Origin of the sequence: Akkermansia muciniphila (genome assembly GCF_030848305.1) — a bacterium.
GTDB lineage: Bacteria > Verrucomicrobiota > Verrucomicrobiia > Verrucomicrobiales > Akkermansiaceae > Akkermansia > Akkermansia muciniphila_A.
Window position 1 is genome coordinate 1,319,598 of record NZ_CP114598.1, and the last position, 12,881, is coordinate 1,332,478.

General features: G+C 55.0%; 10 protein-coding genes. 5 read left to right on the top strand and 5 right to left on the bottom strand.

What is annotated here, in order from left to right; genetic code table 11:
- The first annotated feature begins 159 nt into the window (after window positions 1-159).
- Window positions 160-2,520: a glycoside hydrolase family 95 protein gene (locus O4G22_RS05775; RefSeq protein WP_306702390.1), complete on the top strand. Its 2,361-nt coding sequence runs from the start codon at window positions 160-162 to the stop codon at window positions 2,518-2,520.
- Window positions 2,521-2,769: 249 nt separating this feature from the next.
- Here O4G22_RS05775 and O4G22_RS05780 read toward each other — a convergent pair whose 3' ends face one another.
- The 4 genes from O4G22_RS05780 to galE all read right to left on the bottom strand — a co-directional run bounded on the left by O4G22_RS05780 (window position 2,770) and on the right by galE (window position 7,757).
- Window positions 2,770-4,143, bottom strand: a complete 1,374-nt coding sequence (locus tag O4G22_RS05780; protein WP_306702391.1) for a DUF2851 family protein — start codon at window positions 4,141-4,143, stop codon at window positions 2,770-2,772.
- A gap of 17 nt (window positions 4,144-4,160) precedes the next feature.
- A complete protein-coding gene (locus O4G22_RS05785; protein WP_179218384.1) occupies window positions 4,161-4,688 on the bottom strand; it encodes an STAS domain-containing protein in 528 nt (175 codons plus the stop codon).
- A gap of 147 nt (window positions 4,689-4,835) precedes the next feature.
- Window positions 4,836-6,338, bottom strand: coding sequence for a prenyltransferase/squalene oxidase repeat-containing protein (locus tag O4G22_RS05790; protein ID WP_094136369.1), 1,503 nt, complete (start codon window positions 6,336-6,338; stop codon window positions 4,836-4,838).
- A gap of 429 nt (window positions 6,339-6,767) precedes the next feature.
- Window positions 6,768-7,757, bottom strand: a complete 990-nt coding sequence (gene galE, locus O4G22_RS05795) for a UDP-glucose 4-epimerase GalE (RefSeq protein ID WP_290488178.1) — start codon at window positions 7,755-7,757, stop codon at window positions 6,768-6,770.
- 283 nt (window positions 7,758-8,040) lie between these two features.
- Between galE and rsmA the strand changes: the two genes are divergently transcribed.
- The 4 genes from rsmA (at window position 8,041) to O4G22_RS05815 (ending at window position 11,209) form a co-directional block, all read left to right on the top strand.
- Window positions 8,041-9,420: a 16S rRNA (adenine(1518)-N(6)/adenine(1519)-N(6))-dimethyltransferase RsmA gene (gene rsmA / locus O4G22_RS05800; protein WP_297668458.1), complete on the top strand. Its 1,380-nt coding sequence runs from the start codon at window positions 8,041-8,043 to the stop codon at window positions 9,418-9,420.
- Window positions 9,407-9,868, top strand: coding sequence for a hypothetical protein (locus tag O4G22_RS05805; RefSeq protein ID WP_094136355.1), 462 nt, complete (start codon window positions 9,407-9,409; stop codon window positions 9,866-9,868). Before rsmA ends, O4G22_RS05805 begins: the two co-directional genes overlap by 14 nt.
- Before the next feature lie 199 nt (window positions 9,869-10,067).
- Window positions 10,068-10,331, top strand: a complete 264-nt coding sequence (locus O4G22_RS05810) for a hypothetical protein (RefSeq protein WP_290488175.1) — start codon at window positions 10,068-10,070, stop codon at window positions 10,329-10,331.
- A 56-nt stretch (window positions 10,332-10,387) separates the two neighbouring features.
- Window positions 10,388-11,209 carry a hypothetical protein gene (locus tag O4G22_RS05815; protein ID WP_306702393.1) on the top strand — a complete coding sequence of 274 codons (822 nt, stop codon included), beginning with the start codon at window positions 10,388-10,390 and terminating at the stop codon, window positions 11,207-11,209.
- 254 nt (window positions 11,210-11,463) lie between these two features.
- Here O4G22_RS05815 and O4G22_RS05820 read toward each other — a convergent pair whose 3' ends face one another.
- On the bottom strand, window positions 11,464-12,801 hold the full coding sequence (locus O4G22_RS05820; RefSeq protein ID WP_345784513.1) for an MATE family efflux transporter: 1,338 nt from the start codon (window positions 12,799-12,801) through the stop codon (window positions 11,464-11,466).
- Between the last annotated feature and the right edge of the window lie 80 nt (window positions 12,802-12,881).

Consider the following 12,881-nt stretch of genomic DNA (forward strand, 5'->3'; position numbering starts at 1 on the left):
AGGAAGCGTTCCTGAACCGGGAGGGGGATAACGGGGGAAAGGCTCCGCCATGTGGCGGACGATAAGTTTGGAATGGCTGAAAGATAGAGGTTGCGAAGGCAGTAGATATGTGACATTGTTTATTAAAGCATGCATTTCCAATCTCTATATTTATCTGCCGTGGCGGTAAGTGCCGTTTCTTTCGGGTGGGGGGCTCTGGATAAGCCTTCCGCCTCCAATTTGATCTGGTCTGATGAACCGGCCGTAGTTGTTTATCCGCAGGAAGACAAAAATTCCGAGGGAAGCTTTGGCAAGTACAGGAAGCCTGCCTCCGTTTGGGAAGCGGAAGGGTATCCCATTGGCAACGGTCGCGTGGGAGCCATGATTTTCAGCGCTCCCGGCCGCGAACGGCTTGCCTTGAATGAAATCAGCCTCTGGTCCGGCGGAGCCAATCCCGGGGGAGGGTACGGTTACGGGCCTGATGCCGGGACGAACCAGTTCGGCAACTATCTTCCTTTCGGGGATTTGTTCGTGGACTTTAAAAAAGGCGACCAGCCGGCTTCCCTGTCTGTGGAAGATTTTACGCGCGCCCTGGATCTCCGGGACGGCATTCATAAAGTGAATTACAAGGCTGACGGCGTGACGTATGACCGGGAGGCATTCTCCAGCACGCCTGCCAATGTTCTGGTGTTGAACTATAAAGCCAGCAAGCCCGGCCAGTTCAGCGCGGATTTTTCCGTTAACAGCCAGCTTGGAGCAGATATTTCCGCCAAGGGCCCCGTCATCACCTGGAAGGGGATTTTGAAAAACGGCATGAATTATGAAGGCCGCGTTTTGATCCGTCCCAAAGGCGGTACGCTTTCCTCCGCAGGCGATAAAATTTCCGTGAAAAATGCGGATTCCTGCATGGTTGTCATCGCCATGGAGACGGATTATCTGATGGATTATAAAAAGGACTGGAAGGGCGAATCTCCCGCCAAGAAGCTGGACCATTATGCGGCCAAAGCCGCTTCTGCGGATTATGCCGCCCTGAAACAGGCCCACATTTCCCAATACAAATCCATGTTTGACCGGGTGAAGGTCAACTTCGGGAAAACGGAGGAGGATGTAGCCAAGTTGCCTACGCCGAAGCGTCTGGAATCCTATAAGAAAAATCCGGCAGACCCCGATCTGGAGGAAACCATGTTCCAGTTCGGCCGTTATCTGCTGTTGTCCAGTTCCCGGCCCGGCACGCTCCCGGCCAATCTGCAGGGGTTGTGGAATGATTATGTCAAACCGCCGTGGGCCTGCGACTACCATAACAACATCAACGTCCAGATGGCGTATTGGGGGGCGGAACCCGCCAACCTCTCCGAATGCCATGAGGCCCTGGTCAATTACGTGGAAGCAATGGCCCCCGGCTGCCGGGACGCTTCCCAGGCGAACAAGGGGTTCAATACCAAAGACGGCAAACCCGTGCGCGGCTGGACGGTGCGCACCTCCCAGAATATCTTCGGCGGCAACGGCTGGCAGTGGAATATTCCCGGCGCGGCCTGGTATGCGCTGCATATATGGGAACATTATGCGTTTACCGGTGATAGAAAGTATCTGGAGAAACAGGCATATCCCCTGATGAAGGAAATCTGTCATTTCTGGGAAGATCATTTGAAGGAACTGGGCGCCAAGGGCGAAGGGTTCAAGACAAACGGCAAGGAGCCGAGCGAAGAGGAGAAGAAGGATCTGGCCGATGTGAAAGCCGGAACTCTGGTGGCTCCCAATGGCTGGTCTCCCGAACATGGGCCGCGTGAAGACGGCGTGATGCATGACCAGCAGCTTATTGCGGAGCTTTTCTCCAATACCATCAAAGCCGCCCGCATCCTGGGCAAGGACGCCGCCTGGGCCAAGAGCCTGGAGGGTAAGCTGAAAAGGCTGGCCGGCAACAAAATAGGCAAGGAAGGGAATCTTCAGGAATGGATGATTGACCGCATTCCCAAGACGGATCACCGCCATACGTCCCACCTCTTTGCCGTTTTCCCCGGCAACCAGATCAGCAAGCTCAAGACGCCCAAGCTGGCGGAAGCCGCCCGTCTATCCCTGGAATGGCGCGGCACGACCGGAGACAGCCGCCGTTCCTGGACGTGGCCGTGGCGCACGGCTCTGTGGGCCCGCCTGGGAGAGGGGAACAAGGCCCATGAAATGGTGCAGGGGTTATTGAAGTTCAATACGTTGCCGAATATGCTGACTACCCATCCCCCTATGCAGATGGACGGCAACTTCGGCATTGTAGGCGGCATTTGTGAAATGTTGGTGCAATCCCATGCCGGGGGCTTGGACATTATGCCTTCTCCCGTGGAAGCGTGGCCTGAAGGCTCTGTGAAGGGGCTGAAAGCCCGGGGCAATGTCACGGTAGATTTTTCCTGGAAGGACGGCAAGGTGAGCAACGTAAAGTTGTATTCCGCCCAACCCAAGGTGCTGCCCGTGCGCGTCAATGGGAAGATGACCCGCATGAAAACCCTGCCGATGAAATCAGCAGCGGAATCTTCGCAGCCCGCAGCCAGGTAAAAGAGAAATCCTTGATCCGGTTTTAGTTCCGGGACGCAACATGATCATGGCTTCCAGTCCTTTTGTAAGGGCTGGAAGCCTTTTTTATCCCGAACCTCTGTGGGATGGGACAGTGTTTATTGAAAAAGTGGTGTATGCTGAATGGCGCGTTCCGAAAGAAGGAATTTTTCTCCGGATGGAAAGGTTGGGGAGGGGTTGCGTAGGGGAGGGCCCTCCGCTTTCCGCCTTAAGGAAAGAAGGGATGCGCTCTCATTTCTTTTCCATCTGTCCGAGCAGGGAGCAAATGGCGCAGGAATGGAGGGAACACAGGTCATCGTGGATTTGAAGCAAAGCCTGGTGGTGCCAGGCTTTCGCAAGAAAGGCTTGTGCATCCGGCCTGCGGCCCAGCAGGGATTGGTGGACGGAGAGAACTTTTGTTCCCGCCTGTCCGGCCCGAAGGGAGAGATAATGCTTCCATGCGTGTTCGTCATCTTTCATCGGAAGAAGATGGTTGATGATGAAGTCCAAGATTCTATCCCGGCCCATCAGGGCCATGGGGCGGGGAGAGGGGGAGGAGGGAAGCGTTACATGGGTGCTCCAGTAGGGGTGTATAAGGGAGGAGAGGTACTCTGTCAGTTTTTCCGTATGTCTGGCAACGCAAAGGCGCTTAAACGTATCAAAGTCTGCTGCGATGACGGACAGCGCCCCTACGCGCCTCTGCGGATGGTTGGCCGGCCTGTTGCCGGAAAATGTCCAAGGGAAGGAGCGGTCCGGCGCCAGTTCAAATTGTTCCCGCAGGGGCCACCATTGAGCCCAGAGTTTTTTGTGCAGATCTACGGCTTCCGGTGTGCAGGAGGCCGGCAGCACGGGAAGGAGGAATCCCGCCGTACCGAAGAGCAGGGCTTCCGGGCAGTTCCGGATGGAGCGAAGGGGCGCCCGCAGGGCCAGGTGGCGCATGGCGGTTTTGTTGGCGTGATAGCCGAGCGTTTCCGCCAGGTTTTCAAAAAGGGTCTGTTCCTCTCCTGCGTATTTGGCGCGTTCCGCATGGCGGCGGTGTTTGTTCCGGAACCTGTAGGCTGCTGCTGATTGAAGGAGTGTTTCCAGAGACTCCGGAGCCATGGAAGCCAGCAAATCGGCGTGGAGGCAGTGGCGTACCGGGGCGCTGCCGGAAGGGGATGTTCCTGATTGCGCCAGCGCAGCGGGAGGAATGACAGCCAGAGGGATGCGTTCATGCCGGGCATTGCGGGTGAACCATCCCCTGCGGCTGGGCGTGCAGACGAGGTGCAGGATGACGCCGTTAAACCCCGGGTTGGAACCGTGCCCGTGGCGTTCCCAGTCTTCCGGCGTGGGATCCAGTTCGATGTCTCCTGACTGTGGAACGCCATTAATGCGTATCCTGGCGTTTAGAAAGTCCGGCCCGGCGGATTTATTCCAGTTCCCAAAATCCAGAATGTGAACGTCCCTGCCTGAATCATCCGTAAAAGAAGTTCCGAATACTCCTTCCAGCAGAAGAAGCTGAAGCGTCCGTTCGTCCGGAAGGGAGGAACGATTGGAAACGGAATATTCCCTGACGGCAGCCTGCCCTTCTTCCCTTGCTGCGGAAAGGGCTTCCTCATACAGGGAGGCCATGGAACGCAGGTCCATGTGGAAGGGAGGAAATTTTATTTATCGTTCTGCCGTTCCAATTCTTCTTTCAGGCAGTCGGTTACGTTACGGAATTTTTCTTCGTTCTCTTCGCTCATTTCGCTCAGGGTCAAATGGGAATTGAGAACGTGGAGAGTCTGCTCCTTGGCATCCAAATGGACGGAAGGAGCGTTTTCCGTACCCAGGGCGGCACGTATCTGCTCTACTTTTCCCCTCCAGGGGGCTGTGGGCGGTTCAATGCTGAGCAGGGCGTCCAGTCCCAGGCTTTCCAGAGCGCTCAGGCAGCGTTCGCTCGGGGAGGCGATTTGGATGGACCCCCCGATGGGAAGCAACCGTCGCGACAGGCCTGCAAGAGTGCCCATGAAGGTGGAGTCAATGCCGGAGCAGGTTTCCAGATCAATGACGATCAGGCGTCCTCCGGAAGCGATGTAATCATCCCCCAGGGATTTGACAGTCGGGCTATTGGCAAAACTTCCGCGTCCGGAACACCGGATCCAAAGAAATTCATCAAAAAGTCCGAAAATGATGGAAGAATTGTTATTCACGTCGTTAGAAAATGGAAACCATATGAATAACAAGAGAAGCCGCTGCGGTCAAGTCAGGATTTAATTTGTGCGCCGCCGGCAGAAGGTCTGTTTTCTCCCATACAGAACCTTTTCCCGCGGCGCTCTTTCCGTTGTTCGGGGGATGCCTCAGGAGTTCTTGGTGCCTTCCCCCGTACCTGGCAGGAAACGGTAATAGGTTTCCAGCATCAGCGTTGCCAGGCACTGGCGGTAGATGTTTTCAGATTTGCCGCGCATGCCGGAAACGAATCCTACATCATTTTTCCGGAAACTGCCGTCCGCATTCTGGCCGCTGAGCACAGCGTCCCGGAACGCTTTGTTGTAGGAGGTCCATACGTCTCCGCCACGGTTCATGGCGGCCTGCACGCAGTAGTAATGCATGTAGAGATTGCTCTTGACGTTTTCCGTGCCGCTTCCCTGGCCCCACTGGAGGGCTTTGATATTGTTTTTGATCCAGTCCAGTCCCTTGCGGGCGGCGCTGTCCGAGCCGTTGCCCGTCATTTGCAGAGAAAGCACGCCCACGCCTACCAGGGAGGAACGGGGCATATTGCCGTTTTCCTTATAGGAGAACTTGCCGTCCGGCATGACGTTCTTGCGCACGTAGCTTGAGGCCTTGCGCAGTGTGGAGCGGATTTCCCCTTTGGTAGGTTTGATGCCTCCGTGTTCGGCGGCCTTGAGGGCCTGCACGTTCCATCCGGTGACGGAAAGGTCGATGTCCGGATTGATTTTGTTATTGTAGCTGTAGGCCCAGCCGCCGTTGGGGCACTGGGCGTCAATAATCCTGTCCACGGCTTTTACGACGACCTTTTCCAGATTGGAAATGGAAGGGATGTCCATCTGCTTGCAGAAGGTATAGGCTTCGCACAGGGCGTAGGTGGCTACCGCGTGGTCATAACAGATTTCCTTCAAGGCGGGCTGTTCCGACAGGACGGGGTTTTTCATGCCCAAGTCTACCAGGAAGGAGATGCCCTTCAGGACGTTTTCTCCGAATTCCTCGGAAAGAGGCGTTTCGCAATGGGCCAGATAGGCCAGCAGGGAAATACCGGTCATGGAGGCGCGGAATTGTCCTTCACCCCAGGAGCCGTTGCCGTTCTGCTGTGTTTTCAGCCAGCGGAGGGACTTGACTACGGCTTCCTCGCACTGCGGGGTGCCTCCGTTTTCCGTGATGCGCTTCATGCGGTCGTTCAAGTCGCAGCGTTTGGAGATGATGCCGGGAATGCCTCCCCCGTCTCCGTCTCCCGTGCCGGTCCCGAAGCCGTCGCCGATGTCGATGCCCATGGAAAGCTCTTCCGAGGGGACGTCCACTTCAATGTCCGGATTGACTACTGCGACGTCCGCCGTTGCCACAGCGGCTATGACCTTCACCTGAGCGGAAGTGGAGGAACTGCTGGGGCGCTGGGTGGTCTGGGTGACTTCCGGCGTGTCGATATCCGGGTTGTCGCCTTCCTGGGTGGCGTAGGCGACCATGGGCGGATCTTCCGGGACGGCTACAATGATATGTACCAGGTAGAGGAGGAGGCCCATGAGGGCGACGCCGAGGAAAGAGACGGAAATGGCGGCGGTCAGTGTCTTGGTCCGCTGTTTCTTCAATTCCGCAAGAGCGTCTTCAGTACTTTCAATATGCAGACTCATACAGTATATGAAGGTTTCTGAGGATAATATAATGTTTCACCGGCTGGTGACGAGTTCAAAAATTTTAATGGTCTGTCAAGTTGTAAATGACCAGATGTGAATAAAATAAAATTTTATAATGAAGGATTTATATTATTTGCATCATTGGTTTGGTGGGAAACTGGACGTTCCGGGACATGGGCGCATACTGGGACACAGGCCGTGCTTTTGATTTGCCGGAGGGGAATAAAAAGGCTTGTTGAAGCCGGGAAGGATGAATAACAGGCCAGGAGCTGGTTGCCTTTGAAAGTTTTTTGTTCTGCTGCGGCCGGAGGAGGGGAGGGCGGTTCCGAGCGTAGAGCGTACGAAGAATTTTGGAAAAGAGCAAGCCCTGCCATGGGAGCACATGGCAGGGCGGAAAAAGGGGTGCTTCTTTTGCGCGCAAAGGCATTAATAGTGGCCGCGGCGCGGGCCGGTCATCCACTTCCATGCGGTTTCCACGATAGCTCCGGCATCCTTGCACCTGGCTTCCCAGCCAAGGATTTCCTTGGCTTTCTTCGGATTGGCAATCAGGCGGGGCGGATCGCCTTCACGGCGCGGGCCGTAGCGGACGGGAATTTTTTTGCCGGTGACTTTTTCAGCCGTTTCCAGGATTTCCCGGACGGAAAGTCCCAGGCCTGTTCCGAGATTGAAGCACTCTGTAGCCCCTCCTTTCATCAGGTAGTCCACCGCTTTCAAGTGGGCGTCCGCCAGGTCATTGACGTGGATGTAGTCGCGGATGCAGGTGCCGTCCGGAGTGTCGTAATCCGTTCCGAAGACTTCGATGTATTCCTTTTCCCCGGTCAGCGTGAGCAGGATGTTGGGGATAAGGTGGGTTTCCGGTTCGTGGTCTTCACCGATCAGGCCGTCCTCGCTGCAGCCTGAGGCATTGAAATAGCGCAGAAAAACGCTTTTGAGGCCCCAGGCGCGGTCACAGTCCCTGCAAACTTTTTCCAGCATGTATTTGGAACTTCCGTAAGGATTGATGGGATCCTGCTTTTCCGTTTCCGGGATAGGAATCTGGGTGGGAACGCCATACGTGGCGCAGGTGGAGGAGAAAACAAAACGCTTGACGCCGGCGGCTTGCATGGCGCCCAGAAGGACGAGGGGCCTGGCGATGTTGTTCATGTAGTACTTGAGGGGGTTCTGGACGGATTCCCCCACATTAATAAAGGCGGCAAAGTGAATCACGGCGTCAAAGTCGCCCTTCATCAGGAGAGGATAAACCACGGAGGCATCTCCCAAATCCCCCTTGACCAGTTTCACTTCCGGGTCCACAAGGGCTCCCACGTGACCGTACACCATGTTGTCCAGCACGGTCACGTCTGCGCCTGTTTTGATGAGCTGGCGCACCGTGTGGGAACCAATATATCCGGCTCCGCCGGTTACAAGTACTTTCATGATTTTATCAAATTTGCTGTTGAGCCGGTTTAACTTTTTCTCCGGCAATAGGCGTCCAGACGTTTTGGAGGCTGCGGAACCTTTCAGTTCACGGCAGACTGAATCCCTGTTCCAGACGCCTGTAAAAGTGACATGTTTTCCCCTTTTTGTCAATTTGCGATATATCTTGCCGCCGTCTCTCCGTTCTTTGCCGGCGGCGGTTGGGACTTCTCCGTTTTCATGCCGGAAACTGCCCCGCTTTTTACTAGCTCCTGACAGGTATTTTTGAGAACATGACCTCATTATGAAACCGTCCGAGATCAGGAATGTTCTGGAAGACCATGAAGTGCGCCCCAGCAAGTCCCTGGGTCAGAATTTCCTGACGGATGAGAATGTAGCCCGCTGGATTGTGGAGCAGCTCGAAATCCGGCCGGAGGACTGTGTGGTGGAGGTAGGGCCAGGAACCGGCTCCCTGACGGAACATGCCGCCCCCCTTTGCCGCAAACTGGTTCTGGTGGAATTTGACTCCCGACTGGCGGAATACCAGAAAGAGCGCTGGGCCGATGATCCCCATGTGGAAGTTCACCATGCCGACGGCGCTTCCTGGGATCCGAGGGGGCTGTTTGCAGAGGCCCCTGTCAAATTCCTTGGCAATCTCCCTTATTCCGCGGGAGGAGCCATCCTCCAGAATTTTCTGTCCAGGCCCAGCGCTGTGGAACGTGCCGTGGTGATGCTTCAGAAGGAGTTTATCGACCGTATTCTGGCGACGCCGGATGATGATGCCTTCGGGCTGTTGTCCCTGCGCATCCAGAAGAACTGGATTCCCCGTGCCCTCAAAACCATCCCGCCGGAAGCGTTTCATCCCCGTCCGCGTATTGATTCCACCGTGATGCTGCTCACTCCCCGTCCAGCCCGCGAGCTGCCTCCATATGACGACCGGCTGATGGACGAACTGATGCGCAGGGCTTTTTCCCAGCGGCGCAAACAATTGAAAAAACAGCTCCCCGCTTCTCCCCCATGGGAGGATGTAGCTGCTTCCCTGGGGCTTTCCCCTTCCGCCAGGGCTGAAGAGTTGAATTTGTCCCAGTGGGTGGAACTAACGCGCGTTTATGATGCCAATCCTCTCAAGGATGTGGCGCAGAGCGGGGATGAATTGTTTGACATCGTGGATGAACTCAACCAGGTGACGGGGCAGGGCACGCGCCGGGAGATACATGAAGGCAGCCTCCGTCATCGTGCCGTACACATGTTTCTGGTCAACAAGCATGGAGCCGTTCTTCTCCAGAAAAGGTCCTTATGGAAAGACAGGCAGCCGGGCAAATGGGATTCCTCCGCAGCCGGGCATCTGGATGCCGGGGAAAGTTATGAGGAAGCCGCGGTGCGGGAGCTGAAGGAGGAGCTGGGCGTGTCCGGCTGCGGGCTGCAGAAAATCGCGGATTTTGACGCCGGAGAAAATAACGGCTGGGAATTCATCTCCCTTTATGAAGGACGGTATTCCGGGAAGGTTCGTTTTCCAGCGGCGGAAGTGGACAGCGTGCAGTGGTTTACGCCGGAGCAAATCCAGGCGTGGGTGGAACGCCGTCCGCAGGATTTCTCCCCTGCATTCATTCCGTGTTGGAATGCATGGCTGGCTGCGAACAGAAAAGATCATTCTAACTCAAATACATATCATGATAAACCCTGATCAATTATCTCCGGAACAAATCCAGTCCATCCGAACCTGGGCGGAAGAAGGACTGGATTTAAACGCCATCCAGAAAAAACTGCATGAAGAACTGAACATCAAGCTGACGTTCATGGATACGAGATTCCTGCTTCAGGATCTGGATATCCGCATCAGACAGCCGGAGCCGGAACCTGAAGACGAACAGCCCGGAGAGCTTCCCGGAACGATGTCGCCCCCTGCCTCCCTGCTGGGAAAAACCCAGGTAACTGTGGATGAGATAACGCCTCCCCATGCCCTGATGGCCGGCAAGGTTTTATTCAAGAGTGGCGCCCAGGGCGCATGGGATATTGATCGTACCGGCCGTATCAACTGGGACGCTACGCTTGGAGAACCTACGGCGGACGACTTGAGGGAATTTGAAGTGGAACTGCAAACCGTTATTCGCAGCCGCATGGGAGCCATGTAAGGGAACCGGAAAATATTCCCTTTGAGATGGACTGGAAGCAGGAACTCACTGGGTGGCGGTTATTTTCAATAAAAGCCTTGGCAGGAACGGGAAATACCGTGTCCGCATGTCATTCGTGAGAGAATGTCTGCCCCGGGGTTGCCCGAAAAAAAGATGAGCTTTGATTTAGTCCCACAGTAAAAGCAACAAAAGAATTATCATGGAGATACCGGAGGAAATGATTGAAACGCTGGTGCCTGCCGTTCGGGAACAACTGGAGTCGCCGGACACCGCTTATGTTAAAAACTGTCTGGAGCGCCTGACAGGGCGGGAAAAACTGGAAGAACAGGAAGCTCTGGAACTGATGGCGCAGGCTCTGGCCATTACCATTAATGCGATGATGGTGGGGGGGCGCCCTTTTGATTCGGGAAAGTATAAGGCACTTTTGAAAGATCTCCCGGCTCTTCCGGATGAGGCTCCGTGATAAATCTCGACAATCTCCGGAATTGATTCATAATCCTTTCTTTCACTTGAAATTTTATGGCAAAAAAACCATTAGAAACAGGTGCTCCGGAAGCGTCCGCAGCTAAAAAAACGACTGCTCGCAAGACGGCGGCCAAAAAGACGGCCTCTACCACTAAAAAGGCCGCCGCAGCTGAAAAAAAATCTGCTGCAGACGCCGCTTCCGTAGAAGCACCCAAAACCAAAATCAAAACGGTCAAGTCCGCCCCGAAAACCGCGGTGAAGACAAAAACCGTGAAAACAGCCAAAAAGGCGGTTGATGAAAAGGCTCCTGTCTCTGAACCGGTTGTTGTCCCTTCCGAGGCCCCGGCTCCTTCCGCTCCCGTAGAAAAGGAGATGATGCCCGAAGCTTCCCAGAAGCCCCAGGCTGCCGCTCCGGCCAAGGTCAAGCGGGAATCGTTCCGCCCCAATCGCAATGCGGAACAGCAGGAACGCCATGAACAGCATGGCGGAGATGTCTTTGCCCAGCCGGAAACGGTGGGCGGCGCCTCCGAAGGTCCCTTTAACAAGCGCAAGCGCCGCCGCCGCAATAAAAAAGGCGGCGGTTCCGAAGACCGCCAACCTATGCAGGATGCCGCTTCTCTCAAGCAGCTGGATGGTAAGAAGGTGGCTTCCCGCGCTTGGAAAATGTTCCTGGCGGAAGTGTCTGAAGAAGGCCTTGCCCTGATGGACGACCAGACGGCGCGAGAGGCGGCCCGCCGCGCTTTCCGCTGTGCGGAATTCTTCATGATGGAGGAAGCTCGCCGCAAACATGCCCAGGAAGCTGCTCTCCAGCAACAGGAGAAAACTTCTTCTTCAGAAGAGGAACGGGATTCCGAAGAAGATTCCGGAGAAGAATAATTCCTGCCTGTGATGATGTTTTTGCCCTGCGGCGGATGCCGCAGGGCATTTTTGTATCCTCCGGGGCTGATTCTCCGGAATTTGAATGGCCGTGTTTTCTCCGGTGCATTGGGAGTCAGCATGCGTCAACCTTTTTCACCTGTGCTCAAAAAACAGCCTTTTCCCAACCAGAGCAAGTTTTGAGAATGGAGAGCATAGAAGACGCCTGTATGAAAGCGGGCTTTATTTCATGTCATTCCCCGTTCTTATTCCTCCTAAACTTTTTTGCCTCTCCATTTCCCGCTCTTGAGGTACCACCATGCCAGGGTGATCAGGGTAACGCCGTAAACGTGTTCGGAAAACCAACAGAGAGCTACATCCGGCTTGAGCCTGATGATTCCGTAATAAATGACGGCCGTGTAAACGGCCAGGGAAATCATTTCCATGATGAATCCCGCCTTGGTATTGCCTGTGCCGGATACGGCGTTGAACAGAATGAATGACGGAGCCATGATCAGTGTGGAAGAAGCCATTACATACACGGAATTAACGCTGGCGGCAATCAGGGACGGGCTGTCCGTGAAGGTGCGGAGGACGAGTTCCGGAAACAGGCACAGTATCATGAGCAGGGGGATCAGGATGGCGTATGTCAGTTTGAGGGTCATGCCGCAGGTTTTGAACAGGCAGCGCTGTTTTCCCGCGCCTATCTGGTTACTGATAAGAGCTCCTGCCGTGGTCGCAAAAGCGCTGATTACCATGATCAGCAGGGCGGAAATGTTGCGCACGATGTTGGTGACGGCCAGCGGGCGTTCTCCTAAATGTTCAATCGCCAGGAAAAAAATAAACCAGATGGAAACGGAAATGAAAGATTGCACCATGGTCCATCCGGAAATGGACAGCATCCCCTTCAGCAGATGGGGGCGGAGTGCGAACGCCCGGCGAAAGCCGTACTTCCGTTTATCCGCCGTTATGCTTGTGTAGACGATGAAAAAGAGAAGGGAGACTGCTTCCGACACGCTGGAAGCAATGGCCGCTCCTGCAATGCCCGCGGCGGGGAAGCCGCCTTTCCCGAAAATGAGGCAGTAATTCAGCGCAACATTGCTCAGGAGCATGACAAGGGAATTGACCGTCAGAATCTTCGTCTGGGTAATCCCCACGTAATAGGCGCGGAACATCACGCAGAGGAAAGAGAAAAAGACACCGTAGGTGCGCCAGTGAAGGTAATCCGCCGTGGCTTTGTACACCTGTGGGGAATCAATGATGTCCCGCAGGATAATGGGGGAAAAATATTGAGATGCGGCAAAAAGGGCTATCGCCAGGACCAGCATGAAATAACAGCCCTGGATCATGGTGGGGGCAATCCTGTTGTAACGGCGTTCCCCGTTTCGGCGCGCAATGATGATTTGTGCGCCGAAACCGAAGCCGAACGCCAACATGAACATGGCCATGTAATACACGCCGCCCAGGGCGCACGCTCCCAGCGCCACGTCCCCCACGCGTCCTAGGAAGACAGCATCCGTCAGGCCGATCATATGCTCAATGATCAGGCTGATCATGAGGGGGTATGACATGAGCCATATCTTTTGGTAGGAAGTAAAAGAAGGATTATTCATAGCGGGGGCAGCCTGCGGGCATGGTTCGCCGAGGGCAGGCGCTAAAGGCCCAATATTTTTGAATTAAAATGTTTTCTTGC

What these genes read in the sequence shown, in the direction of transcription:
- O4G22_RS05780 (WP_306702391.1), bottom strand. Translation starts at nt 4,143, where the DNA reads ATGGACCTGCGTTCCATGGCCTCCCTGTATGAGGAAGCCCTTTCCGCA.
- O4G22_RS05790 (WP_094136369.1), bottom strand. Translation starts at nt 6,338, where the DNA reads ATGAGTCTGCATATTGAAAGTACTGAAGACGCTCTTGCGGAATTGAAG.
- galE (WP_290488178.1), bottom strand. Translation starts at nt 7,757, where the DNA reads ATGAAAGTACTTGTAACCGGCGGAGCCGGATATATTGGTTCCCACACG.
- rsmA (WP_297668458.1), top strand. Translation starts at nt 8,041, where the DNA reads ATGAAACCGTCCGAGATCAGGAATGTTCTGGAAGACCATGAAGTGCGC.
- O4G22_RS05805 (WP_094136355.1), top strand. Translation starts at nt 9,407, where the DNA reads ATGATAAACCCTGATCAATTATCTCCGGAACAAATCCAGTCCATCCGA.
- O4G22_RS05810 (WP_290488175.1), top strand. Translation starts at nt 10,068, where the DNA reads ATGGAGATACCGGAGGAAATGATTGAAACGCTGGTGCCTGCCGTTCGG.
- O4G22_RS05815 (WP_306702393.1), top strand. Translation starts at nt 10,388, where the DNA reads ATGGCAAAAAAACCATTAGAAACAGGTGCTCCGGAAGCGTCCGCAGCT.
- O4G22_RS05820 (WP_345784513.1), bottom strand. Translation starts at nt 12,801, where the DNA reads ATGAATAATCCTTCTTTTACTTCCTACCAAAAGATATGGCTCATGTCA.